Source organism: Streptomyces sp. NPDC047117, from assembly GCF_040643545.1.
Classification (GTDB): Bacteria; Actinomycetota; Actinomycetes; order Streptomycetales; family Streptomycetaceae; genus Streptomyces.
This window is the reverse complement of sequence record NZ_JBEYUN010000002.1, coordinates 105332-129860: the sequence shown is the minus strand read 5'-3', so window position 1 is coordinate 129860 and position 24529 is coordinate 105332. Positions and strand designations below refer to the sequence as shown.

20 protein-coding genes and 1 tRNA gene are annotated in these 24529 nt (G+C 72.5%); 16 read left to right on the top strand and 5 right to left on the bottom strand.

From position 1 onward, the window contains the following. Positions 1-723 precede the first annotated feature (723 nt). The 7 genes from topA (at position 724) to ABZ840_RS03660 (ending at position 12799) form a co-directional block, all read left to right on the top strand. Positions 724-3546: a type I DNA topoisomerase gene (topA, locus tag ABZ840_RS03690; RefSeq protein ID WP_361552748.1), complete on the top strand. Its 2823-nt coding sequence runs from the start codon at positions 724-726 to the stop codon at positions 3544-3546. Positions 3547-3647: 101 nt separating this feature from the next. Continuing rightward, a complete protein-coding gene (tmk, locus tag ABZ840_RS03685) occupies positions 3648-7043 on the top strand; it encodes a dTMP kinase (protein ID WP_361552745.1) in 3396 nt (1131 codons plus the stop codon). Between the two features lie 277 nt (positions 7044-7320). Next, positions 7321-8553 carry a DNA polymerase III subunit delta' gene (locus tag ABZ840_RS03680; RefSeq protein WP_361552742.1) on the top strand — a complete coding sequence of 411 codons (1233 nt, stop codon included), beginning with the start codon at positions 7321-7323 and terminating at the stop codon, positions 8551-8553. Between the two features lie 275 nt (positions 8554-8828). Further along, positions 8829-10421, top strand: coding sequence for an alpha/beta hydrolase (locus ABZ840_RS03675; RefSeq protein ID WP_361552739.1), 1593 nt, complete (start codon positions 8829-8831; stop codon positions 10419-10421). A 70-nt stretch (positions 10422-10491) separates the two neighbouring features. Continuing rightward, positions 10492-10565 (top strand) — tRNA-Thr (locus ABZ840_RS03670). A 471-nt stretch (positions 10566-11036) separates the two neighbouring features. After that, on the top strand, positions 11037-11921 hold the full coding sequence (locus ABZ840_RS03665; protein WP_361552736.1) for a PRC and DUF2382 domain-containing protein: 885 nt from the start codon (positions 11037-11039) through the stop codon (positions 11919-11921). 653 nt (positions 11922-12574) lie between these two features. After that, positions 12575-12799, top strand: coding sequence for a hypothetical protein (locus ABZ840_RS03660; RefSeq protein WP_361552733.1), 225 nt, complete (start codon positions 12575-12577; stop codon positions 12797-12799). A gap of 92 nt (positions 12800-12891) precedes the next feature. Here ABZ840_RS03660 and ABZ840_RS03655 read toward each other — a convergent pair whose 3' ends face one another. Continuing rightward, on the bottom strand, positions 12892-13131 hold the full coding sequence (locus ABZ840_RS03655) for a chaplin (RefSeq protein ID WP_361552730.1): 240 nt from the start codon (positions 13129-13131) through the stop codon (positions 12892-12894). A 357-nt stretch (positions 13132-13488) separates the two neighbouring features. On the opposite strand from ABZ840_RS03655, the gene ABZ840_RS03650 reads away from it, so the two are divergent. From ABZ840_RS03650 to ABZ840_RS03630, 5 genes are all read left to right on the top strand, one after another. After that, on the top strand, positions 13489-13734 hold the full coding sequence (locus ABZ840_RS03650; protein ID WP_361552727.1) for a chaplin: 246 nt from the start codon (positions 13489-13491) through the stop codon (positions 13732-13734). Between the two features lie 206 nt (positions 13735-13940). Continuing rightward, a complete protein-coding gene (locus tag ABZ840_RS03645) occupies positions 13941-14351 on the top strand; it encodes a rodlin (protein ID WP_361552724.1) in 411 nt (136 codons plus the stop codon). 329 nt (positions 14352-14680) lie between these two features. Beyond that, on the top strand, positions 14681-14914 hold the full coding sequence (locus ABZ840_RS03640) for a chaplin (RefSeq protein WP_361552721.1): 234 nt from the start codon (positions 14681-14683) through the stop codon (positions 14912-14914). Positions 14915-15049: 135 nt separating this feature from the next. After that, complete coding sequence (locus tag ABZ840_RS03635) at positions 15050-15754, top strand: chaplin (protein ID WP_361552718.1); 705 nt, start codon at positions 15050-15052, stop codon at positions 15752-15754. Positions 15755-16083: 329 nt separating this feature from the next. Further along, a complete protein-coding gene (locus ABZ840_RS03630; protein ID WP_361552715.1) occupies positions 16084-16371 on the top strand; it encodes a hypothetical protein in 288 nt (95 codons plus the stop codon). A 38-nt stretch (positions 16372-16409) separates the two neighbouring features. On the opposite strand, the gene ABZ840_RS03625 is transcribed toward ABZ840_RS03630, so the two are convergent. Beyond that, positions 16410-16640, bottom strand: coding sequence for a hypothetical protein (locus ABZ840_RS03625; RefSeq protein ID WP_361552712.1), 231 nt, complete (start codon positions 16638-16640; stop codon positions 16410-16412). Positions 16641-16794: 154 nt separating this feature from the next. Here ABZ840_RS03625 and ABZ840_RS03620 point away from each other — a divergent pair, with 154 nt between their 5' ends. Then, positions 16795-17205 (top strand): rodlin, encoded by a 411-nt coding sequence (locus ABZ840_RS03620; RefSeq protein WP_361552709.1) that lies wholly within the window; start codon positions 16795-16797, stop codon positions 17203-17205. Positions 17206-17386: 181 nt separating this feature from the next. Here ABZ840_RS03620 and ABZ840_RS03615 read toward each other — a convergent pair whose 3' ends face one another. Both ABZ840_RS03615 and ABZ840_RS03610 read right to left on the bottom strand, forming a co-directional pair. After that, positions 17387-17656 (bottom strand): hypothetical protein, encoded by a 270-nt coding sequence (locus ABZ840_RS03615; protein ID WP_361552706.1) that lies wholly within the window; start codon positions 17654-17656, stop codon positions 17387-17389. A 92-nt stretch (positions 17657-17748) separates the two neighbouring features. Continuing rightward, positions 17749-18465 (bottom strand): hypothetical protein, encoded by a 717-nt coding sequence (locus tag ABZ840_RS03610; RefSeq protein WP_361552704.1) that lies wholly within the window; start codon positions 18463-18465, stop codon positions 17749-17751. Positions 18466-19068: 603 nt separating this feature from the next. On the opposite strand from ABZ840_RS03610, the gene ABZ840_RS03605 reads away from it, so the two are divergent. Next, positions 19069-19473: a hypothetical protein gene (locus tag ABZ840_RS03605; RefSeq protein ID WP_361552702.1), complete on the top strand. Its 405-nt coding sequence runs from the start codon at positions 19069-19071 to the stop codon at positions 19471-19473. A gap of 86 nt (positions 19474-19559) precedes the next feature. Here ABZ840_RS03605 and ABZ840_RS03600 read toward each other — a convergent pair whose 3' ends face one another. After that, positions 19560-19862 carry a hypothetical protein gene (locus ABZ840_RS03600; RefSeq protein ID WP_361552699.1) on the bottom strand — a complete coding sequence of 101 codons (303 nt, stop codon included), beginning with the start codon at positions 19860-19862 and terminating at the stop codon, positions 19560-19562. A gap of 260 nt (positions 19863-20122) precedes the next feature. Here ABZ840_RS03600 and ABZ840_RS03595 point away from each other — a divergent pair, with 260 nt between their 5' ends. After that, positions 20123-23299, top strand: a complete 3177-nt coding sequence (locus ABZ840_RS03595) for a BTAD domain-containing putative transcriptional regulator (RefSeq protein ID WP_361552696.1) — start codon at positions 20123-20125, stop codon at positions 23297-23299. A gap of 239 nt (positions 23300-23538) precedes the next feature. Then, on the top strand, positions 23539-24429 hold the full coding sequence (locus tag ABZ840_RS03590; RefSeq protein ID WP_361552693.1) for a glycerophosphodiester phosphodiesterase family protein: 891 nt from the start codon (positions 23539-23541) through the stop codon (positions 24427-24429). The last annotated feature ends 100 nt before the right edge of the window (positions 24430-24529 follow it).

Genomic DNA, 24529 nt, shown 5'->3' with positions numbered 1-24529 from the left:
ACGGCGACCCACTGGGTGCCGCGTACGACGGCTTACCGGGCGCTGCGTACGGCGACTCACCAGGTGCTGCGTACGGCGCGGCTTCCGAAGGGGCGGCCGGTGACGCGCCCGGAGTGGTGTGCGACGGCGCGCCCGGGGTGGCGTGGGGCGACGCGCCCGAAGGGGCGGTCGGCGACGCGCCCGGAGCGGGCGGGGGCGTCGGTGTCGCCGCCCCCGGTACCGCATGTGCGTGGCCGCCGTGCTGCTCCGCCATGGCCGGCGCCCCCGAAGACGTATGAGTGTGTGACCGGCCACCCATCCTGCCAGCCGCCCCGGCACCGGGTGCCGGCCCCTGCCCCGCACCGCTCGAGACCCGCTTCCCGGCGCGGTGCCGGGCCGGAAACGGAATTTCCGCCGGACCCTTCCGCCCCAGCCGGGCGGAGTGCGCGGAGTCGAATCCGGAGCGTCTCCTTCCGTGCCGTCCCGACCCCCGGCGCGCCTCGTGGCGGCCCCTTCCGCGGCCCCCGTAGGGCACGTGATCACGCAGTGTGCCCAGACCGGCGGAGCGTGGTCCGGGCGGCACGAAGGGCTGGACTCGGGTTACCGTTCGAGTGGCGTTGTGGGCTTTTTCCGTTTGACACGGGGGCGGGATGTACCGTCACACTCCGCAGCGTCACCGCAGAGTCGCCCTCGGGAGTTCCGTCCCGGGGTACCCCCCAGCGTCGACCGGAGAGAAGAGCGAAGTTGTCCCCGACCAGCGACACCGCACAAGGCGGCGGCCGCCGACTCGTCATCGTCGAGTCGCCTGCCAAGGCGAAGACGATCAAGGGCTACCTCGGCCCTGGATACGTCGTCGAAGCGAGCGTCGGGCACATCCGTGACCTTCCGAACGGCGCGGCCGAGGTCCCGGCGAAGTACAAGGGCGAGTCCTGGGCGCGTCTCGGCGTGAACGTCGACGCCGATTTCCAGCCGATCTATGTCGTGAACAGCGACAAGAAGGACCAGGTCAAAAAGCTCAAGGAGCTGTTGGCCGAGTCCGACGAACTCTTCCTCGCCACCGATGAGGACCGCGAGGGCGAGGCCATCGCCTGGCATCTCCAGGAGATCCTCAAGCCCAAGGTCCCCGTCCACCGCATGGTCTTCCACGAGATCACCAAGGACGCCATCCGGGACGCCGTGGCGAACCCGCGCGAGCTGAACAAGAAGCTCGTCGACGCCCAGGAGACCCGCCGCATCCTCGACCGCCTCTACGGCTACGAGGTCTCGCCGGTCCTGTGGAAGAAGGTCATGCCCCGGCTGTCGGCCGGCCGCGTGCAGTCCGTCGCCACCCGCCTCGTCGTCGAGCGGGAGCGCGAGCGCATCGCCTTCCGCTCCGCCGAGTACTGGGACCTGACCGGCACCTTCGCCACCGGCCGCGAGGGCGACGCGAGCGACCCGGGCACCTTCGGCGCCCGCCTGACCACCGTCGACGGCCGCCGCGTGGCCCAGGGCCGCGACTTCGGCGCCGACGGCCGGCTCAAGAGCGACCAGGTGCTGCACCTGGACGAGGCGAACGCCCGCGCGCTCGCCGCCGCCCTGGAGGACACGCGCTTCGCGGTCCGCTCGGTCGAGTCCAAGCCGTACCGCCGCTCCCCGTACGCCCCGTTCCGTACGACGACGCTGCAGCAGGAGGCCAGCCGCAAGCTGGGCTTCGGTGCGAAGTCGACCATGCAGGTGGCCCAGAAGCTGTACGAGAACGGCTTCATCACCTATATGCGTACGGACTCCACGACGCTGTCGGACACCGCCATCGCGGCGGCCCGTACGCAGGTCACGCAGCTCTACGGTGCCGACTACCTCCCGGAGAAGCCGCGCTCGTACGCGGGCAAGGTCAAGAACGCGCAGGAGGCGCACGAGGCGATCCGCCCCTCCGGCGACCGCTTCCGCACGCCCGCCGAGACCGGTCTGACCGGCGACCAGTTCAAGCTGTACGAGCTGATCTGGAAGCGCACCGTCGCGTCGCAGATGAAGGACGCCACCGGCAACAGCGTCACCGTCAAGCTCGGCGGCACGGCGAGCGACGGCCGGGACGCCGAGTTCAGCGCGTCCGGCAAGACCATCACCTTCCACGGCTTCCTCAAGGCGTACGTCGAGGGCGCCGACGACCCGAACGCCGAGCTGGACGACCGCGAGCGCCGGCTGCCGCAGGTCGCCGAGGGCGACCCGCTGACCGCCCGCGAGATGTCGGTCGACGGCCACGCCACCAAGCCGCCGGCCCGCTACACCGAGGCCACGCTGGTCAAGGAGCTGGAGGAGCGGGAGATCGGCCGTCCGTCGACGTACGCGTCGATCATCGGCACCATCCTGGACCGCGGCTACGTCTTCAAGAAGGGCACGGCCCTGGTGCCGTCCTTCTTGTCCTTCGCCGTGGTCAACCTCCTGGAGAAGCACTTCGGGCGGCTCGTCGACTACGACTTCACCGCCAAGATGGAGGACGACCTCGACGCCATCGCGCGCGGCGAGGCCCAGTCCGTGCCGTGGCTGCGCCGCTTCTACTTCGGCGAGGGCGAGGCCGAGGGCGCCGCCTCCGAGGCGGGCAACGGCGACGGCGACCACCTGGGCGGCCTGAAGGAACTGGTCACCGACCTGGGCGCGATCGACGCCCGCGAGGTGTCCTCCTTCCCGGTCGGCGACGGCATCGTCCTCCGGGTGGGCCGCTACGGCCCCTACGTGGAGCGCGGCGAGAAGGACACCGACAACCACCAGCGCGCCGACGTGCCGGACGACCTGGCACCCGACGAACTGACCGTGGAGTTCGCCGAGGAACTGCTGGCCAAGCCCAGCGGCGACTTCGAGCTGGGCACGGACCCGGAGTCCGGCCACCAGATCGTGGCCAAGGACGGCCGGTACGGCCCGTACGTCACCGAGGTCCTGCCCGACGGCACCCCGAAGACCGGCAAGAACGCGGTCAAGCCGCGCACGGCCTCGCTCTTCAAGTCGATGTCCCTGGACACGGTCACGCTGGCGGACGCGCTGAAGCTGATGTCGCTGCCGCGGGTGGTCGGCCAGGACGCCGAGGGCGTGGACATCACCGCGCAGAACGGCCGCTACGGCCCGTACCTGAAGAAGGGCACGGACTCGCGCTCCCTGGAGAGCGAGGAGCAGCTCTTCACCATCACGGTCGACGAGGCGCTGGAGATCTACTCCAAGCCCAAGCAGCGCGGGCGGGCCGCCGCCAAGCCGCCGCTGAAGGAGCTGGGCACCGACCCGGTCAGCGAGAAGCCGGTCGTGGTCAAGGACGGCCGCTTCGGCCCGTACGTCACCGACGGCGAGACCAACGCGACGCTGCGGCGGGACGACGACGTCGAGTCGATCACTCCCGAGCGCGGGTATGAGCTGCTCGCCGAGAAGCGCGCCAAGGGCCCGGCCAAGAAGAAGACCGCGGCGAAGAAGACGACGGCCAAGAAGGCGCCGGCGAAGAAGACCGCCGCCAAGAAGACGGCCGCGAAGAAGACGACGGCCAAGAAGACGACCGCGAAGAAGACCGCGGCCAAGAAGACGGCCAAAACCAGCCCGTCCGGCGAATGAGGCCGGCGCCCGGCGGGCGTCCCTCGGAGCAGGACCGCCAGGTCCGCTCCTATGTTCGGGCAGGGACCCGGTGTGTCACCGGGTCCCGCTAGGCTGGCGGAATGACGCGTACCGAGCAGCCAACGGTCGTGACCCCCACATCCGGCGCCCTCGCCGCGGATTCCCGCGAGCGCGCCGTGCGAGCCCTGTTGCGCTTCCCTCCGCTCAAACGGCTGTGGAGCGCCCAGTTCGTCGGTGGCATCGGTGATGCCCTCGGCGTGCTGGTCCTGGTGCTGCTCGCGCTTCAAGCGGCGGTCTTCACCCCCCACGGAGGCGCCGCGGCCTTCGGTGGCGGATACCGGGGCGCGGCCTTCGCGGTCGCCGCCGTCCTCGGTGCCCGCCTGCTGTCGACGTTGCTCTTCGGTGCCGTGCTGCTCGGCCCGCTCTCCGCGCTGACGGCCCCCGACGGCCCGCTGGACCGTCGCTGGACGATGATCGCCGCGGACGGCGTACGTGCCCTGGCGCTGATCGTCGCCCCCCTGTGGATCGACTGGCTCCCGGGCAACGCCCTGGCCTGCGTGCTGATCACGGCCTTCGTGACCGGCGTCGCCGAGCGCTTCTGGACGGTGTGCCGGGAGAGCGCGGCGCCCGGGCTGCTGCCCGCGCCTCCCGCCGAGGGCGACGCCGTGAGACCGCAGCCGGACCACCACGACGCGCTGCGCCGGCTCTTCCTGCGCACGGGCTTCGTGTCGCTGCCCATCGCCGCCGCCGGCCTCCTGGTCGTCACCCTCATCGGCAACGCCCTGGGCGCGGGCATCGAGTGGTTCCACACCCACCAGGCGGCCCTCGGCTCGTACGTGGCCGCCGGCCTGTTCGCCGCTTCCGTCTCGATCCTGTACTTCCTCGCGTTCCCCGGCTCCCGTACGCCGCGTCCGCGCTCGCCTCTTGAGGGGCTGCGCCGCCCCAAGAGCGGCACCGGCGTCGACAAGGGGCGCACGGGCGCGATCCCGCTCCTCGTGCTGGCCTGCGCGGCGGTGGCCGCCGCGATCGCCGCCGCCGTCGCCGTCAGCGTCCTGCACGTGCGCGACCTCGGGGGCGGCCCGGTCGGCTTCGGCCTCTTCGTGCTGGCACTGAGCGGCGGCCCGGTCGTCGGCATCCGCAGGGCCCGCAAGATCCTGCCCGGCTTCTCCCGCCGCCGGCTGCTCGCCCTCTCCGTCGCCGTCACCGGCCTCGCGCTGCTGGCCATGGGCCTGGTCCCCGACCCGACCACGGTCCTGCTGCTGGCGCTGCTCGCCGGGGTGAGCGCCGGTGTCGCGGCCAACACCGGGCACGTCCTCCTCGACCAGGAGGCCGAGGAGTTCCGTGCCTCCCGCACGACCGAGCACCTGCACGCCGTCGTACGGCTCGCCGTCGCGCCCGCCGCGATCATCGGCCCGCTGCTGGCCGCCGGCATCGGCCCGCACCACCTCGGGAACGGCTCGTTCGTCTTCGCGCACGGCGGCGCCGCGTTCACGCTCATGCTCGTCGGCGCGCTGCTGCTGCCGGTCGCCGCGTGGGTCCTCGGCAAGACCGACGACCGGCAGGGCGTACCGCTCCGCCGCGACCTGCGCGAGGCGCTGCGCGGCGGCGACCCGGAGCAGGCCCCGGCGTCGACCGGCTTCTTCATCGCCCTGGAGGGCGGCGACGGGGCCGGCAAGTCCACCCAGGTCGAGGCGCTCGCCGACTGGATAAGGGCCAAGGGCCACGAGGTCGTGGTGACCCGCGAGCCGGGCGCCACCGCCATCGGCAAGCGGCTGCGCTCGATCATCCTGGACGTCTCCACCTCCGGCCTGTCCGACCGGGCCGAGGCCCTGATGTTCGCCGCGGACCGCGCCGAGCACGTGAACAGCGTGATCCGGCCCGCCCTGGAGCGCGGCGCCGTCGTCATCACCGACCGGTACATCGACTCCTCGGTGGCGTACCAGGGCGCGGGCCGCAACCTCGCCCCCACCGAGATCGCCCGCATCTCCCGCTGGGCCACCGACGGCCTCGTCCCGCACCTCACGGTCCTGCTGGACGTCTCCCCGGAGACCGCCCGCGAGCGCTTCACCGAGGCGCCGGACCGGCTGGAGTCCGAGCCCGCGGAGTTCCACGAGCGGGTGCGCAGCGGCTTCCTCGCGCTCGCCTCCGCCGACCCGGCGCGCTACCTGGTCGTGGACGCCGGGCAGGAGCCCGAGGCCGTCACCACGGTCGTACGGCACCGCCTGGACCAGGTGCTGCCGCTGTCCGAGTCCGAGGTCGAGGCCCAGGCCGAGGCGCGCAAGGCCGCCGAGGAGGAGGCGCGCAGGAAGGCCGAGGAAGAGGCCGCGCGCAAGGCCGAGGAGGAGCGGCAGGAGCGCGAGCGCCAGGAGCAGCTCGCCCGGCTGCGCGCCGAGGAGGAGGAGCGCAAGCGCCGCGAGATCGAGGCCGCCAAGGCGCGCGAGGCCGCGCGGCAGGCGGAGGAGGCCCGGCAGCGCGCCGAGGAGGCCCGCCGCCAGGCCGAGGAGGAGCGCCGGCGCCGGGAGGCCGAGGAGGCCGCCCGCCAGGCCGAGCAGGAGCGGCTGCGCCGGCAGCACGAGGAGGAGAAGCGGCTCCGCCAGGAGGCCGAGGAGCGCCGCCTGGAGAAGCAGCGCAAGGCGGAGGAGGCGCTGCTCCGCGCGGAGCAGGCGCGGATCGCCGCCGCCTCGGCGGCCGAGGGCGTCCACGACGCCGACGCGCCGACCACCGAGACGCCGGTCTTCAGCATGCGCAAGCAGTACGTGGAGGACGCGCAGGGCTCCGCTTCGGACGCGGCGGAGACCGTGCCCGGCGGGACGCCGCGGGTGGACATGCACAAGGAGGCGGCGCCCGGCTCCGGGAACGCGCCCCGCTCCGGTGCGGAAGCCGGGGACCGGGACGCCCGGAGCGGCTCCGACCCCGAGGAGACCGCAGTGCTCCCGCAGCCCGAGCCGGCCCAGGACGACGACCGGCCCGAGTCCGGCCGGCGGACGTCCCCCGCGGGCTCCGGCGCCGCCGATGAGACCGCCGTGCTGCCGTCCGTGCGGCCGGAGGACGCGGAGCGGGACAGTGCGGCCGACGAGACCGCCGTGCTGCCGCCCGTGCGGCCGGAGGAGACGGAGCGGAGCCGGGCGGCCGACGAGACCGCTGTCCTGCCGCCCGTGCGGCCCGAGGGCCCGGAGGACCGGGTGCCGTCGTGGATGTTCCGCCCGGAGGAGGGCGGCACGCGACGGCAGGCGGCCGAGTCGAGCACCGAGCGCACCGCCGAGCTGCCGCAGATCGACCCGGCGACCGGCCGGCCCGCCGGGCAGTCGCCGTACGAGTCGTACGCGCCGCAGCAGCCGCATCCGCAGTACGAGCAGCAGGCGCGGCCGGCCGGCCGCCGGCGCCCGGAGTGGGCCGAGGAGACCCCGCTGGACGACCTCCCGACCCTCGCGGACGAGCTGCTCGGCCCGCGCGACACGGAAGAGGAGGAGCAGCGGGGCCGCCGCGGCCGCCGTTGATCTTCCCTGTTTCCTGACCCCCGGCCCCCGGTACGTGCGTACCGGGGGCCGGGGCGTTTTCGGGGTGGGTGGGTGCCCCCGGCACCGGGAGGGGCTGCCGGTCCGCCGTGGCGGCCTGCCGGTGCGGCCTCCCGCCCCACTTCCGCCCCGGGGTTTTCCACAGGCGGTCGGGAGTGTCGGTGCCGTCCACCACAATGGGATGCGACGGACCGCCCGGGCGCGGCAACGGCACGGACGGCGACGGCACGGCAGACACGGACAGGACGGCGGAGCGGCAATGGCGGTGTGGGACGACCTGGTGGGCCAGGAGCGGGTGACGGATCAGCTCGCCGCCGCGGCGCGCGACGCGGACGCCCTGGTCACGGCCGAGGAGGCGGGCCAGGCCGCGTCCGGGGAAGCGCCGGCCTCCATGAGCGCGTCCAGGATGACGCACGCCTGGCTCTTCACCGGCCCGCCCGGCTCGGGCCGGTCCACCGCGGCCCGCGCCTTCGCGGCGGCGCTGCAGTGCGTCGGCCCCGACCGCGCCCTGGGCGGCACCCCGGGCTGCGGCTTCTGCGACGGCTGCCACACCACGCTGGTGGGGACGCACGCCGACGTCGAGGTGGTCCGTACGGATCTGCTGTCCATCGGCGTGAAGGAGACCCGCGACCTGGTCCGCAGGGCCTCCATGTCACCGGCCGGCGGACGCTGGCAGGTGATCGTCCTGGAGGACGCCGACCGCCTCACCGAGGGCGCGGGCAACGTCCTCCTGAAGGCCGTCGAGGAGCCCGCGCCGCGTACGGTCTGGCTGCTCTGCGCGCCCTCCATCGAGGACGTGCTGCCCACCATCCGCTCGCGCTGCCGCCTGCTGACGCTGCGGACGCCCGCCACGTCGGCCGTGGCCGACATGCTGATGCGGCGCGACGGCATCGAGCCGGCCGCCGCCGCTGCCGCCGCCCGCGCCACCCAGGGTCACATCGGCCGGGCCCGCCGACTGGCGACGGACGAGCGGGCCCGAGCCCGCCGCGCCGCCGTCCTCAAGCTGCCGCTCCGGGTCGACGACATCGGCGGCTGCCTCAAGGCCGCGCAGGAGCTGATCGACGCGGCGGGGGAGGACGCCAAGCAGGTCGCCGAGGAGGTCGACACCAAGGAGACCGAGGAGCTGCGGGCCGCGCTGGGTGCCGCGGCCGGCACCGGTGGGCGGCTGCCGCGCGGTACGGCGGGCGTGATGAAGGACCTTCAGGACCGGCAGAAGCGCCGCTCCACCCGTACGCAGCGCGACAGCCTGGACCTCGCCCTCAGCGACCTGACGGGCTTCTACCGCGACGTCCTGGCGCTCCAGCTCGGCACCGCCTCCGAGCTGGCCAACGAGGACGTACGGGACAGCGTCCAGCGCATTGCCACGGGCTCCACGCCCGAACGCACGCTGCGCCGCATAGAAGCGGTGCTCGCCTGCCGCCAGGCCCTGGACCGCAACGTGGCCCCGCTCCTCGCCGTCGAAGCCATGACCGTCGCCCTGCGAGCGGGCTGACCGGCCCTCCGACCCGCGCCCACCGCCCCGCGACCGTCGGCTGCGGGGAGCAGTCCACCGCCCGGTGGCCGAGGGCCTCCTCGGCCACCCGGCACCCCGCCGGCTTGGCCGAGCCGTGCCCACCAAGCGGCTGAAGTCACTCGGACGAGGGCAATAGGCCGGGCGCGGGCGCACCGGTACGGATACGCTCCCCAGAGCTGTCGCCAACTGTCACCATTGGTCACGAACAGTCACGAGCCGAGCGCCGCCACCGCCGCCGACCGAGGGACCGCCCCATGGACACCAGCCGTCTGTTTCGCACCTCCGGCGCCGTGCTCGCGGCCGCCGCGCTACTCGTCTCCTGCAGCTCGTCCGCGAGCAAGGGAGGTGACACCGTCGCCTCCCCGGCACAGAACGGCCCCGACGCGCGCCCGGACAGCGACAAGGCGACCAAGGTCCTCGACCCGCTGCCCGCGGCAGTACCGGCGGCCCTGCGCCCGTACTACGACCAGAAGCCGGCCTGGCGCTCCTGCGGGCCCAAGGGCTTCGAGTGCGCCACCCTCAAGGCCCCGCTCGACTACGCGAAGCCCAGCCGCGCCACCGACCTGAAGCTCGCCGTCTCCCGCAAGAAGGCCACCGGCCCCGGGAAGCGGCTCGGCTCCCTGATGGTCGACCCGGGCGGCCCCGGCGCCTCCGCGATCAACTACCTCCAGCAGTACGCGCCGGAACCGGCCGCCGTGAAGGCCCGCTACGACATGGTCGCGATGGACCCGCGCGGCGTCGCCCGCAGCGAGCCGGTGCGCTGTCTCTCGGACCAGCGGATGGACGCGTACACGCAGGTCGACCAGACCCCGGACGACAAGGCGGAGCAGAAGAAGCTCACCACCGCCTTCAAGAACTTCGCGGACGGCTGCAAGGCCCGCTCCGGCAAGGTGCTCGGCCACGTCTCGACCGTCGAGGCCGCGCGCGACATGGACATCTTCCGGGCCGTCCTCGGCGACCGGAAGCTGACCTACGTGGGCGCCTCGTACGGCACCTTCCTCGGCGCGACGTACGCGGGCCTGTACCCCTCCCGCGTCGGCCGGCTCGTCCTGGACGGCGCGATGGACCCCTCGCTCACCTCGCGGCAGCTCAACGAGGACCAGACCGCCGGCTTCAACACCGCCTTCACGTCCTTCGCCGCCGACTGCATCAAGAAGCGCGACTGCCCGCTGGGCACCAAGAGCACCGCGGACGCGGGCAAGCAGCTCTCCGCCTTCTTCCGGCAGGTGGACGCGCGCCCCGTCGCCACGGGGGAGTCCCGCAAGCTCACCGAGTCCCTGGCGACCAGCGGCGTCATCGCCGCCATGTACGACCAGACGGCCTGGCCGCTGCTCCGCGAGTACCTCGGCAAGGCGAAGAAGGGCGACGGCAGCGGCCTGCTCGCGCTCTCCGACTCCTACTACGAGCGTGACCCCGACGGCAGCTACGCCAACCAGATGTTCGCCAACCCCGCGGTGAACTGCCTCGACCTCCCGCCCGCCTTCTCCTCGCCCGCGCAGGTCGAGGCCGCGCTCCCCGCCTTCCGCAAGGCCTCCCCGGTCTTCGGCGACAACTTCGCGTGGTCCCCGCTGAACTGCGCGTACTGGCCCGCCAAGGCCACCGGTGAGCCGCACCGCATCGAAGCGAAGGGCGCGGCCCCGATCATGGTCATCGGCACCACCCGCGACCCCGCGACCCCGTACCCCTGGGCCCGCGGCCTGGCCTCCCAGCTCTCCTCGGGCCGCCTGCTGACGTACGAGGGCGACGGCCACACCGCGTACGGCCGCGGCAGCGACTGCGTCGACACCGCCGTGAACACCTACCTCCTGGAAGGCACCCCGCCGGCCAAGAACAAGCGCTGCTCCTGACCTCGGAGCCCGCCCCCAAAGCCGATTACGAACCACCCCTCCGCCATGTGTAAACTGGGCCGCGCACCACGCCGCCTTAGCTCAGTCGGCCAGAGCGACGCACTCGTAATGCGTAGGTCAAGGGTTCGATTCCCTTAGGCGGCTCCGTGAAAGGGCCAGGTCAGAAGCTTCTGACCTGGCCCTTTGGTGTGTGCGGGGAAGGTGCGGCACAGCCTTGCCGGTGGGGAGGTTGTGGAGTGGTGCATCGACGTTCCGGGGTCGTGGGCTCCGGCCCGGCAGGTTCCGTTGGGGGACCCGGACCCGCGGCACCCGGCGGCGGGGTGGCCGGCCCTCGCCGTCCGTGCACGTGACCCGATGTGGACTGCTCCTGGTGCGGCTTCGCGTGGACGGGTGGCGTCCGGGGCCGGTCGCGGACGGTGGCCGGAAGCGTGCGAGCTGGGCGGATGGAGCGACCGGCGGCGTGCTGGCGGCTACCTGGGCACGGCTGAGCGCGGTCGGCTGCGAGGGCGACGGAACAGTGGTTCCGGATGCGGGCGTTTCGGTCCGCGCTGACCGGTTTCCGGCCTGCGGCCCCGGCTACGCGGATGCGGTCACGCCAAGCCGAGGAGGGTGAAAGTGATCACCCAGGAACAGATACCCGTTGTGCTGGAGCACCCGGTCTACGACGCCGAGGGCAACAAGATCGGCGACGCCAAGCACGTGTTCTTCGACGACCTCACGGGGCGGCCCGACTGGGTCACCGTCAGGACCGGCCTGTTCGGCACGAAGGAGACCTTCGTGCCCACCCTGGAAGCCACCGTCGTGGAGGACCACCTGGAGGTTCCGTACCCCAAGAGCACGATCAAGGACGCCCCGCACGTCGACGTGGACGCCGGCGGACATCTGTCCCAGTCCGACGAGGAGCGGCTGTTCGCGCACTACGGCCTCGTCGACGAGGAGCGGAGCGCGGCGCCCACGACTTCCGCGCCGGGAGCCATCGCCGAGGAGCCCGGGGCCGCAGAACCTGCTCCCGGGCCTGCTGCCCCCGGGCCCGTGGCCGCGGGAGAGCATGCCGACGACGCGATGACGCGTTCCGAGGAGCGGCTGCGTACCGGTACCGAGCGCCGTGAGGCGGGCCGGGCACGGCTGCGCAAGTACGTGGTCACCGAGGAGGTCCAGCAGACCGTTCCGGTGCGGCGCGAGGAGGCCCGTATCGAGCGGGAACCGATCACCGAGGCCAACCGGGACGCGGCGATGGCCGGTCCGGACATCACCGAGGCCGAGCACGAGGTGACGCTGCACGAGGAACGGCCGGTGGTGGAGACCGAGGCCGTACCGGTGGAGCGGGTCCGGCTGACGACCGAGGAGCGCACCGACGAGGAGACCGTCCGGGGCGAGGTCCGTAAGGAGCGGATCGAGACCGACCTCCCTGAGGAGCGCGACCGTACCGAGCAGGCCGATCGGACCGGCCGGGACGACGAGCCCCGTCAGGCCGGCGGGCCCGGCGAGCGCGAGCGCTGAGGGGCCGGCTGCCCGGCCGGGCTGTGGGCCGGGCAGCGGCAGGCTGTCGTGAATGAGGCTGTCCGGGGGCGGGGTGGAGGTTCTAGCCTCGGACCGTACGGAAGTCCCGTACCGGCAGGTGGAACAGCACGTACCGGTACGGCGTGCAGCCATGGATCTCCGAGCCCCCGAGATCGTCACCCGGGCCCATGAGCGGCCGGAGATCCGCTGAGTCTGCGGCGACGTCGCGGTCTTCCGGCCCCGCCCTCCCGGACTTGTCCCGCCGGGGTCATTCCCGCGCTCCCGGCGGCCGGTGACGGGCGAAACCAGCGCCAGAAGACGCGGACGGGGAGCCACGCCTTCTCGCGCACGGTCGCCGCCGGAGCCGACTCACGTACCCGGCGGCGACCCCTCGCGGGCGTCCCGTGCCCCGATGCCGCGGGGATTTTTTTCTTTTCCGGTCCGGTCGGCCGACCGGGTGCCGCATTCGGCCGTTCGATTGAATAATCAAACGACTGTGGCTCGCGGGGCACCGTAACGCCGGGGTGCCGGGCACGCGAGAATGCGGCCGCCGGATTCCCCCACCGGGGTTATTAGTAGGGCTGGGCGAGCGCCTGGCGGGACGCGACTGTAATCATTCTTGTGTCCCACTTCTGCGCAAAAGGAGAGAAACCATGCGCAAGTTCATCGGACGCTTCGCCGCCACCGCCGTGCTCACCGCGGCAGCCGTTGTCCCGCTCTCGGGTGTGGCCTCGGCGCAGTCGCAGGAGGCTGCTGCCGCACCGACATCCGCCTCGGCGGCCGGGCCTTGCTGGTTCGGCAGCTGCTGGGGTGGCTGGGGCCACAATCACTACTACTCCGACAACGACGTCGTCAATCTCGGCGGAATCCTCCTCTGACGGAGGAGCGCGCCGGTAGTCACGGGGGAAACGGAAAGCGGAAGGGCCTCGCTCTCGCGGGGCCCTTCCGCCGTTACTGCCGTCCGCGAACGTCAGTCGTTCACGCAGGTGTTGCCGAAGGCGGGGTTCAGCAGACCGATGACGTTGATGGTGTTGCCGCAGACGTTCACCGGAACGTGCACCGGAACCTGGACGGCGTTGCCGGAAAGCACACCGGGCGAACCGACGGCGGCACCGGAAGCGCCGCTGTCGGCCAGCGCGGCACCGGAAGCGGCACCCGTGGCGAGGCCGGCAGCAGCCAGGACCAGAGCGGCCTTGTGGGCATTCTTCATGGGGAATCCCTCCAGGGATGGTTACCGCGGCTCCGGACGGGCGCCGCACCGTGCTGAACGCAGTTCCGGTCGATCGGCTACGGGCAGCCGCCGATAAACCTTCGATCGGCTCAATGCGCTGAATGTGCGGGGCCGACCGACCGCGCTCCGAATTCTGGCCGGTGCGGCACGCGGGAGCGCGCAACGCTTGCCCGAGAGCACCTTCGGCGTGTTGCGATCCGCACACCTGACCAGCGGTTCACCCGATCGAAACCGCACCCGTCGACCTGTTGATGCGTTGATCGGTTTGTTAGCCCAACTGGGCGACGGAAATCGAAGCCGACGTTACTGTCCGCTGTTCAGTGAAGAGGTACTTCTATGTCGCGCGTTGCCAAGACCGCCCTGCTCACCGCCGTGGCCGGTGCCGCCGTACTCGGTGCGTCCGGTATGGCCTCCGCCACCTCCGGTTCGGGTGCGTTCGGTGCCGCCGAGAACTCCCCGGGCGTCGGTTCCGGGAACCTCGTCCAGGCCCCCGTGCACGTTCCGGTGAACGCCTGCGGCAACACCGTCACCGTCATCGGCGCGCTCAACCCGGTTTTCGGCAACCCCTGCGTCAACCAGTGACGGCAGCGCCGGGCGGGAGGAGTTGAGCCGACCGGCGGTACGGCTGCGGACCGTTTTCCTGCGGCGCGGTGGCCTGATGTCCTTGCGGACGTCAGGGCACCGCGCCGTTCCGCGTTCATTCGAGTGACAGCACGCAACCAAACTCACCCCATCCCGTTGTCCAGTTCGCTCCGACTACGGGCATTCCGTATTGAGAAGGGTGAATCGTGTTCAAGAAGGTTCTTGCCACGGGTGCCGTGGCGGCGTCCATTGTGGGTATGTCGGCGGCGGCTGCTCCGCAGGCGCTGGCGCTCGGTGACGACGGGGGTGCCACGAACGCGAGCGGGAACGGCGCTTCGACGTCGTTCGGTAACCAGACGACGGCCGGTCACATGAGCACCCAGCTCGGGCTGGTCCAGGGCACGCTGAACAAGCCCTGTGTCGGTCTGCCGCTCAAGGCGAACGTCGGCGCGCTCATCGGCCTGATCCCGATCGCCGTCCAGGACATCAACGTCCTGTCGAACCCGCAGAACCAGCAGTGCGCCGACAACTCGTCCCAGAACAAGGGCGACGAGCCGCTGTCGCACATCGTGGACGGTGTTCCGGTGCTGTCGGCCAACGGTTCCGGCAACGGCTGATCACAACGGCTGTGAAGGCCCGGACCGCCAGTCCTCTCCTCCTGGGCGGTCCGGGCCTTTCCGTGTCTCCGAATACCCGCCCCGAGTGCCGGTCCTATCAACCGAGTTGAGTACCGGAGAGGCGTCCGGAAGAAATTCCTACAAGCATTCCTTCAGGCCGAGTCGTTGGGTCATTAGGGGGTGTTCCGGGGAAAGTTCCGGAGATGTGGTTTCGATTCTCCGGGGTGCTCGTTACCAGTCACGGCAGCGTAGTTACGGGCGATCTGGATAGCGCTCGTGCGGCACGAAGGTCGTGACCGTTTCGTACTCCGCTGCAGAAAGGGCTGAAAGTGAAGTACACGAAGGTCGCCGCGGTCGCCGCTGGAACGCTGATGGCTGCGGGCGTTGCCGCGCCGGCGTTCGCCGACTCGGGTGCCAGCGGTGCCGCCAACAACTCTCCGGGCGTGCTGTCCGGCAACGTCGCCCAGATTCCCGTTCACATCCCCGTGAACGTCTGCGGCAACACCATCGACGTCATCGGCCTGCTGAACCCCGCCTTCGGCAACACCTGCGTCAACGACTGACGTCCGCACGCACGCTGGTGCGAGTTCGACCCGGACGGCCTCGGGACGCATGCCATGCGCCCCGGGGCCGCCTTGTGATTACGGGCGTACGGGCAGCAGGCCCCTACGCGACGGCAAGCGAAGACAGGAAGACCAATGCGACAGGTCCTGGCAAAGGGTCTCCTCGCCGCCGCGGCCACCACCGGTGTACTCGGGGTGACCGGAGGCGCCGCGTTCGCGGACGCGGGGGCGAGCGGCGAGAGCGGGAACTCCCCGGGCGTGCTCTCCGGGAACACCGTCCAAGCGCCGGTGGAGCTGCCCGCGAACGCCTGCGGAAACAGTGTGGACGTCGTCGGCGGACTCAACCCCGCCTTCGGCAACGGCTGTGCCAGTGACGGGGGCGGCGACAACGACAACGGGCATGCGCAGGGCGCACACCAGGAGCGCACGGGGGGCGGCAGCAGCAGCGACGGGAACGGCGCGAGCGCGACCGGCTCGGCACAGAACTCCCCGGGCGTCGGATCGGGCAACAACGCCCAGGCGCCCGTCGACGTGCCGGTCAACGCCTGCGGCAACTCCGCGGACGTTGTCGGTCTGCTGAACCCCGTCTTCGGCAACAGCTGCGACTCCTCGACGGGTGAGAAGCAGCACGCCGAGGAGGCCGCACCGCACCCCGTGACGCACACGCGTCCGGCGCAGCAGGAGCAGCCCGCCGCACCCCGTGCCGCCGAGCCCGAGGTCATGGGGACGCAGCTGGCCCACACCGGTACGGCGCAGCTCGGTGCGGCGGCCGGCACCGGCGCCGCGCTGGTGCTCGGAGGGGCGATCCTGTACCGCCGGGCGCGTACGGCCGGGCGCTGAAGCCCGCTGCCCGGCGTCGCCCACCCGGTCTCCGCGGCGGCGCCGGGCGGTGCGGTGGGCGGACTGCCCGTACCGCCGGGAAGTAATTCAGATTTCCGTATGGATGGGTGTGCATAACGCCGGGTGAGCTTCTCCCGGGTGCGCAGGGAAAACCACGGAATCCCCGTCGTTCGAGTGGTACGGGAAAAAGGAAGCGGGCCCGCAGTTTCCGCGCGGGAACCGGGTCGTTACGCATGACGACAGCGGCGGTACGTACGGCACGCCAAACTGCCTGCGCGACGCGCAGGGCGTCCTTGTCGCCCTCGCCGCTGCGGAAAGGAACGCTGAAGATGAAGCTCGCGAAGACCGCGGCGATCCTCGCCGGCTCCGTGGTGGCGCTGGGGGCCGCGACCCCCGCGTTCGCCGCACCCGCCCCGTCGACCTCGCCGAGCATGAGCCTGAACGCCGGGCTGAACGACGCGCTCGAAAACGCCGGCAAGGCCGAGGTCGACCCGCTGGTGGAGCGCGCGCACCACACCACGCACGCGCTGGCCGCCGGCGACGGCGAGGGGCTGCTGGAAGGCGTCACCGGTGTCGCGGGAAACCTTCCGCTGGCCGGTCTGCCGCTCGGGAAGTAACGCCGCCGCACCGCCGGGCGGCCGATCCGGCGCAAGGATCAGCCGCCGTGCAGCGGGACGGCGTACGGCCCGTCCGGGCCCGCGACCGCGAGGACGGTTCCAGGATGAAGGGGATCGGAATCGCCCCCGCTGATCGGCCGCTCGATCAACATACCTTGCTCCGGTCCGTTATCCGGCACACCGGAGAATTTACCGTCGAACGGCGCATTCGGGCCGTCGCGCCGTTTTCCCTGAACAGTGCGCGGAATTCCCGGATCGTACATGCGCACGCGCGTTGCGCATTCCACCGTACGGCCGTTCCGGAACGGTGAATTCGAAGACCGCACGAAGAACCATATGGGTGAAAGTGCAAAACCAAACCCGCTGAGAAGAGTTGGGCAGAGCGCTCCGGATGCGGGCATTCAGTAACAAGAAGGGTGAATCGTGATCAAGAAGTTCATGGCCTCGGCCGCAGTTGCGGCGTCCATCGTCGGTGTCTCGGCCGCAGCCGCCCCGCAGGCGATGGCTGTTGGTGACGACGAAGGTGCCACCGCCCTCAGCGGCAACGGCGCGTCGCAGTCGTACGGCAACTCCACCACCCACGGCAACATGAGCCCGCAGATCGGCCTGATCCAGGGCTCCCTGAACAAGCCCTGCATCGGCCTGCCGGCCAAGGCCAACATCGGCTCGCTCATCGGTCTGATCCCGATCGCGGTCCAGGACATCAACGTCCTCTCCTCCCCGCAGAACCAGCAGTGCACCGAGAACTCCACCCAGAACAAGGGTGACGAGGCGCTGTCGCACCTGCTCGACGACATCCCGATCCTGTCGGCGAACGGTGCCGGCAACAACTAAGTGCCGGCGGGAACCCGGGTCGTTCACCCCTCGCGGGGTGCGGCCCGGGTTTCCTGCTGTCCGGCCGGTGCGCGGGCGTATCCCGGGCGGACACGGCGACGTCCCCGGGCGCCGCGGGTGGGCGGCGGCCGGGGCAGTCCGTACGAACGGCCGTGGTCCCTACGGTGCGGAGGCCGTACGGTCAGAGTTCGTACGGCCGCTGGCGGGGCGGCCGGGGCCGCGGCGGGTCGGGCACCCGTGGCGCCCGGAGCGGCGGCCGGTCCGGGCCGGCCTGCGGCTCGGCGTCGTCGGGGAGTTCGCGGCGGGGCGGGAACGGGCCCCGCGCGTGCCACTCGGCCAGCAGCCGGTCGTAGATCGGCGTCGGCTCCTCCCGCACCCAGCGGCCGGGCCGGGGCACGCGCGGCGGTTGCCGGTCCGCGTGCTCGTCGTCGTCCATCATGTCCACGTCCACGTACAACCGACGGTCACGGCCGCGGGTTATGCCGGGTGTGGGCCGAAGGAGTTAGCCCGGGTGCGGGAGGAGCCGGGCAGGGCCGGCGACGCTCAGTAGTCCACGTCCGGTGTCTCGCCGGCCGGCGGCCGGGAGTACGGCGACTGCTGGGGCATGCCGGACGCGCCGGGCGCCTGGCCCCAGGGCCGCTGGACGTTGCCGAGGATGGTCTTGGCCAGGTCGCTGGTGGCGAAGACGGTCTCCTCGGCGGCCGTCGCGAGGTCCTCCCGGTCGTTGGACCCGAGGGCCGCCACCAGGCCGAGAAGCTTGTGGTGCAGGACGCCGATGGCCTGCTCCTGCGCGCGCTGCGGGGCCGGCACCTGGCTTTCGGGACGCGCCGGGGCTCTGGTGTCCGCCCCGGAGTGGTCGGTGCGGGCGTACGGGGCGGCCTGGGCGTAGATGTCGGCAGGCGCGTCGCTGCCGGTCAGGCCGGACTGGTCCGCGGGGTAGTCCGGGGTGGACATCAGGTCGCGGCCCTGGAGCCTGGACAGCTCGCCGGCGATGGCCTGGGCCTCGGTCTTGGTCTGCGCGGCGGACTTCTTGTCGTCGGTCTTCAGCGCGTCCCCGACCACGTGGAGCACGTCGGAGAGGGCGCCCAGCAGGCCGCCGGAACTGCTGCTCTGCGGGGTGTCGGCGCCGGGGGCCGGGGCGGTCACGTCGGGGGGCGCGGCGGTCCGTTCGGTGGCCGCAGCGGTGGCCGGGCCGGCCGTGCCGAGGACTAGGGCGCCGCAGACGGCGGAGGTGACGACGAGTCCGGGCTTCCGGGGCATGCGCATGGGGGTCCTTTCGGGTGACCGGTCGAGGCGGTCGGCGGTGGGCAAGGCGGTACCTGCGAAGGGCACTGCCGAGCGGTGCGTCGGGGACGCCGAGATACCGTCACGGTGCAAAGGGCGGTCGCCACGCGCAATTCATCGACTACCGACTGTGTGGGGCAGTTGCTCCCGGTCACATTGTCTGACCTGCCGTTTCGCGCGGAGCGGCGGAAGCGGCGGGGCTGCGGCCATTCGGGGCGCGCGGCGGACGGCCGGTGCGGGCGGTGCGTACGGCCGGTCGGCTCGCCGGCGTGTCCGGCCGGGTGGCAGCGGGCCCGGAGTCATTACCTCCCGGCCCGCACGGCGTTGCACTGGGTGTGGCGGAACGTGTCACCGGCCGTGATGCGTGGGCCTTCGCGGGGCGGTGCCGTCCTCACCCTCCGGCACCGCCCCGCCTCCCGTACACAGCAGGCCTGTTCGGAGGCGCTGGAACGTATCTTCATGCCGTCCCCGGTCCAGGCGTATTCGGGGCCCGGTCCGGGGTCGGGCCGCAACCTCCGGCCATGGCTTCGAGTTGGTCCGGGCGTGGAGCTCTTTCTCGAAAGACAGCGCCCCGGAGCCGTGCCGCGCCCCGGGATGGAGCCGACCCCGATCTACGACCGGCTGCTCGCCGAGTGGCGGGCGGGCACCGTCCGGCGGCCCGCCGCTGCCGGCTGGCCGCACGAGGACACGGTGTGCGGTACCGGCCAGGGGCCCGGCGGCCCCGGCCGGCCCGGCGGTCCGCCCGGTACGCGGCTGCCCGCCGTGGTGACGGGACCGGCGAGGGTGCCCGCACGGGGCGCGGCCCCTGTGCGGGGCGCGGCGCCGGTTCCGGTGGCGGCCCCGGCGCGCGCCGGGGCTCCGGCACGCCCCGGCATGCCCGTACGCGCCGCGGTGCCGGCCCGGACGGCGGCGCGGGCGCCCATGGCACGGATGGGCCGGGTGCCCGTGGCGCCGCGCACGGTGTCCACCTCGCACCCGCTGTGAACTGCTCCCGGGCGTCCTGAGCCGGTGCCCGGCGGGGCGAGGCGGGGAGGGCAGGCGGTCGGCGCCTTTCCTCGGCTTCTCGGCGCTCAGCGCCGGGTGTTCGTACGGTCCGTCGGGGCACCGCGCGGCCGGGGGATGGCCGGTCCGAAGGACAGCGCCTGGCGGACGACTTCCTCGGCGCTGGGCGGCACGTCGGGCCAGAAGATCAAGTCGCTGATGTAACGGCAGCGCAGGGCCTGCTCCAGCCAGTCCAGGTGGGCGTAGAGCTCGGCCTCTCCCTCGTACGCGCGGTCCAGGATCTGCTGGACGAGGGCGACGGCTCGCTGCCGCACGGCCTCGTCCGGGGCGGTACCGCAGTCGTCGTCGCTACCGCTGTGGTCGCTTTCCACGCGAGGCTCCCTGTCGAGGCTGACCGGTCCCCCAGAGACTGTCACTCTTCGGCCGCCGTCAAAACCTCCCGGACAGCGGCCGGACAGCAGCCGTACTGCCGCGGATCCGGCTCGGCGGTTGCGCTCCCCCGACGGACGGTGTGCGCGCCGGCGCACCGACGGGCCGGATCCGATGTGACGATCTCATCGGACGGGTCCAACGGCTGACTAACATGTGGCCAACCATGGGGCCAACGGGTCGGTCTGTACGGAGGAGCAACATGCGGTTCGGCCTGCTGGGCCCGTTGACGGTGGACGACGGTGCGGGCGGCGCCCGGCCGTTGAACAGTGTGAAGGGCCAGGCGCTGCTGGCCGCCCTCCTGTTGCGCGCGAACCGCGTCGTACCGGTCGAGGTGCTCAAGGAGGCGCTGTGGGGCGCGCGGGCCCCCGCCTCGGCCAACGCCTCGCTCTACAACCACGTCACACGGCTGCGCCGCACGCTCGGCGCGGACGGCGACGGCCGGCTCCGCTCGGTGGCGCCCGGCTATCTGCTGCGGGTCGGCGCCGGTGAGCTGGACAGCACCGAGTTCACCGCGGCCGTGGGGCGGGCCCGGGAGGCGTACACCCAGGGGGACTGGGCCGAGGTGCTCCGGGAGGCCGCCGGGGCGTCGGCCCTGTGGCGCGGCCGGCCGCTGGACGGGCTGCCCGAGGAGGTGCACGAGGCGCTGGACACGCAGCCCTTCGTGCGCCAATTGGAGGAGGAACGTCTCCAGTTGCTGGAGTGGCGGTACGACTCCGAGCTGCGGCTGGGACGGCACGGGGGACTCGCGCCCGAGCTGTCGCGGCTGGTCGCCGAGCATCCGCTGCGCGAGTCCTGCCACCGGCAGCTGATGCTGGTACTGCGGCGCACGGGGCGGCAGGCGGAGGCGCTCGCGGTCTTCCACACGCTGCGCCGGCGGCTGGTGGAGGACCTGGGCGTCGAGCCGGGCGCGGCGGTACAGGAGGCGTACCAGGAGGTGCTGCGGGACGACCCGGAGCCGGAGACGAGCACCGCTGGCCGACGAGAGGCGGGCATCCCCGGCCGACGAGAGGCGAACATCCCTGGCCGACGGGCGGCGCAGGAAGGCGCCCTTGAGGGCGACCACGAACGCTGCGTACCGGACGCGGCGCACGACGGGGCCCCGCCCGTCGGCACGGCAGCCGGCACCGGGCTCAGCACGGAAGCCGCTGCCGGGCCGAGCACGGAAGCCGCTGCCGGGCCGAGCACGGACGCCGGTGCCGGGCCGAGCACGGACGCCGGTGCCGGGCCGAGCACGGACGCCGGTGCCGGCCCCGCGCCCCGGCCCGCCCAACTCCCGCCGCCGCCGACCCCGTTCCTGGGTCGCGACGCGCAGGTTCGGGCCCTGTACGAGGCCCTGGCGCCGCACACCGACCGGCCCGCCACCGCCGTCCTGAGCGGCATGGCCGGGGTCGGCAAGAGCGCGCTGGCCGTGCACGTCGCCCACGGGCTGCGCGACCGCTACCCGGACGGGCAGCTCTTCCTGAACCTGCGCGGCGCCAACCCCGGGGGCGCGCCGATGACCGCGCTTCAGGGGCTGGAGGCGCTGCTGCGCGACCTCGGCGTACCGAGGGGCCGGGTGCCGGACGACGTGCACGCCGCCGCGGCGCTGTTCCGCTCGACGCTCGCCGGGGCCCGGGTGCTCCTCGTCCTCGACGACGCCGCCGGCGCCGCCCAGGTGCGCCCGCTGCTCCCGGCGGATCCCGGCTGCGCGGTGCTGGTCACCAGCCGGTCGCCGCTGGCGGCGCTGGACGGCGCGGTGCACCTGCCGCTGGCCCGGCTCACCGAGCGGGACAGCGTGGACCTGATCGGCCGGGTCTCGGGGCAGGGCAGGGTGCCGCCCGGCAGTCCGGCGGCGCGGCGGCTGGCGGAGCTGTGCGGCCAGCTGCCGCTGGCGCTGCGGGTGGTCGCGGCGCGGCTGGCCGCCCGCCGTGCGCTGACCGTCGAGGCGCTGGTCGAGCTGCTGGACGGGCAGGACGGGCGGCTGGACCACCTGGAGTACGACGACCTGAGTGTGCGGCGTCCGCTGGCCGTCGCGTACGACGCACTGGTCGCCTCGGAGCGGTCGGCCGACCGGGACGCGGCGCTGGTGCTGCGCCGGATGGGGACGCTGGACCTGCCGGAGTACGAGACGGAGCTGACGGCCCGGCTGATGGACGCCGGTGTCCGGCGGGCCTGTGCCGCGCTGGACCGGCTGGTGGACGTGGCGCTGCTGGAGGAGGTGGCCTTCGGCCGGTACGCGCCGCACGACCTCGTTCGGGACTTCGCGCGCGAGGTGGCCGCGCGGCACGAGGAGGCCGCGGAGCGGGCGGCGGCGGTACGGCGCGGCGTGGAGTGGTTCGCGGCCCGGGCCGCGCAGTCCGTCCGGGTGTTCCTGCCGGCGACGCGCTTCCGTGAGGTGCGGCTGGCGGGCGAGCCGGCGGAGGGGGCCGCGCCCTTCGCGGTCGGCGAGGAGGCGTGCGCCTGGGGCGACCGCGAACTGGCGGTGATGTGCTGCCTGGTGACCCGGCACATCCGTACGGAACACGCCCGGGACGCGGCGGTGACGCTGGTGCGGATGCTCGCGCCGTATCTGCAGGGCCGCGGCCGGGTGCGGGAGTTGACCGAGCTGAGCGGCCTGGCACGCACGGCGGCGCGGGAGTCGGGGGACGCGGCCGCGGAGCTGGTCGCGATGAGCGACCTGGCCGGCGCGTACTTCATGTCGGGGCGCTACGAGAAGGCGCTCACGCTGATCGACGAGGCGATCGCGAAGTCGCGGCTGCTGGGCGACGACGAGTGGCTCCAGCGGGCGCTCGGCAACCGCGGGCTGCTCCTGTACGTGCTGGGACGGCCCGAGGAGTCGGCGGCGGCGCAGGAGGAGGCGCTGGCGTACGCGCACCGGCTCGGCGACGACCACGCGGTGGCGGTCTGCCTCAGCAACCTGGGGAACCTCTTCGAGCTGACCGACGCGCGCAAGGCCATCGAGTTCCACCGGCGGAGCCTGGAGACGGGCGTACGGCTGGACAGCGCACCGTTGCAGCAGACGGCGCGCTGCAACATCGGCTGCGCCTACCTCACGCTCGGCGAACCGGAGGAGGCCATCGGCCACTTCGAGGCGGCGCTGCACTCGCCGGAGGACGCCACCGACTGGCACACGGTCTCCGAGAGCCGGCTCGGGCTCATCCGCGCGCTGCGACGGCTGACGCGGGCGGACCGCGCGGCGCGCGAGTGCGAGGAGCTGCTGGCCCTGGCCGAAGTGCGCGGCGACGCGTACACCTCGGGGAAGGCGCGGTACGAGTACGGGCATGTGCTGCGCGCACTGGGGCGCGGCGCCGAGTCCGGTGCGCAGTGGCGGCTGTCGCTGGCCGCGCTGGACGGTACGGACGCCGATGTACTCCCGGAGTTGCGGTCCCTCGTGTGACGTGTGGGGAACGCGCAGGCCGAGCGTTGGCCAATCAATTACTCAGCGTCTTTTCGCCATGTCCCGGCCCTCTTCCGGCCGGTTTGCCGGGGGTGGGTAGCCCGCCTGGCGCACAGGAATGGGAAAACGGATAAACTGGTGCAATTGTGGTGGGAGTTGTCATGGGCTCTCCGGCGCCCGGCAGGGGTGGTCCGCCCTGTCCGGCGTGCGAGGCCCGCCGCCAGCGTCCAGGAGGCCCCATGCTCCGAAGCGCCGTCCGCAGCGCCGCAGCCGGTTTCGTCCTTCTCTTCGCGGCGGTGCTCGCCGCCGACGCGGGTGCCGGGGGCGGTGGTGCCGCCGCCCCGCCGGCCCCGGTCCATCTGGTCTCCGCCCAGAAGGGGCTGCCGCTCGACGGCCCCACGGTGGTCGCGCACCGGGGGGCCGCGAAGTACGCACCCGAGAACACCCTCGCCGCCGTCGACGAGGCCGACCGGCGCGACGTCGAGTGGGTCGAGAACGACGTACAGCGCACCAAGGACGGCAAGCTGGTCGTCATCCACGACGCCACGCTCACGCGGACCACCAACGCCAAGAAGGTCTTCCCCAAGCGGTCGCCGTGGCGGGTGGGGGACTTCACCGCCGCCGAGATCGCCAAGCTGGACGCCGGGAGCTGGTTCGGCAAGAAGTACGCGGGCCAGCGGGTGCCCACCCTCGCGTCCTACCTCGACCGGCTGGACAGCAACGGCCAGAACCTCCTGCTGGAGATCAAGAATCCGGAGAAGTACCCCGGTATCGAGAAGCAGGTGCTCACGCAGCTGCGGAGTTCGGGTTGGCTGGACCCGGCACATGTCATGGACGGACTCGTCATCCAGAGCTTCGGCGTCGACGCCGTCCGCAAGGTGCACGCGCTCCAGCCGGACGTCCGTACCGCGGTGCTCGGTACGCCGAGCCGGGCCAAGCTCCCGGAGTACGCCCGGTTCGCGGACTGGATCAATCCGCCCTTCAAGGACCTGAGTTCGACCTATGTGTCCGCTGTGCACAGCCTGTGGGGTCCGCACGCCGAGCGGCTCGAAGTGCACACCTGGGGCGTGTCGGCCAATCAGGCCAAACGGGCGTTCTCCGCCTTCGGAATCGACGGCGTCATCCTCTGACCTGCGCATTCCGCTTACCCGCCCGGCGTGTGACGTACATGGCATGTGAAGCATGTGAGGAGAGGATTTACGGGATTCGGCGTGCCGGGCTAGGGTGCCT

Bases quoted from the DNA above. Each gene is read 5' to 3' on its own strand.
- ABZ840_RS03675 (WP_361552739.1), top strand. From the start codon at position 8,829: ATGGACACCAGCCGTCTGTTTCGCACCTCCGGCGCCGTGCTCGCGGCC.
- ABZ840_RS03635 (WP_361552718.1), top strand. From the start codon at position 15,050: ATGCGACAGGTCCTGGCAAAGGGTCTCCTCGCCGCCGCGGCCACCACC.
- ABZ840_RS03660 (WP_361552733.1), top strand. From the start codon at position 12,575: ATGCGCAAGTTCATCGGACGCTTCGCCGCCACCGCCGTGCTCACCGCG.
- ABZ840_RS03590 (WP_361552693.1), top strand. From the start codon at position 23,539: ATGCTCCGAAGCGCCGTCCGCAGCGCCGCAGCCGGTTTCGTCCTTCTC.
- ABZ840_RS03630 (WP_361552715.1), top strand. From the start codon at position 16,084: ATGAAGCTCGCGAAGACCGCGGCGATCCTCGCCGGCTCCGTGGTGGCG.
- ABZ840_RS03655 (WP_361552730.1), bottom strand. From the start codon at position 13,131: ATGAAGAATGCCCACAAGGCCGCTCTGGTCCTGGCTGCTGCCGGCCTC.
- tmk (WP_361552745.1), top strand. From the start codon at position 3,648: ATGACGCGTACCGAGCAGCCAACGGTCGTGACCCCCACATCCGGCGCC.
- ABZ840_RS03610 (WP_361552704.1), bottom strand. From the start codon at position 18,465: ATGCCCCGGAAGCCCGGACTCGTCGTCACCTCCGCCGTCTGCGGCGCC.
- ABZ840_RS03680 (WP_361552742.1), top strand. From the start codon at position 7,321: ATGGCGGTGTGGGACGACCTGGTGGGCCAGGAGCGGGTGACGGATCAG.
- ABZ840_RS03595 (WP_361552696.1), top strand. From the start codon at position 20,123: ATGCGGTTCGGCCTGCTGGGCCCGTTGACGGTGGACGACGGTGCGGGC.
- ABZ840_RS03650 (WP_361552727.1), top strand. From the start codon at position 13,489: ATGTCGCGCGTTGCCAAGACCGCCCTGCTCACCGCCGTGGCCGGTGCC.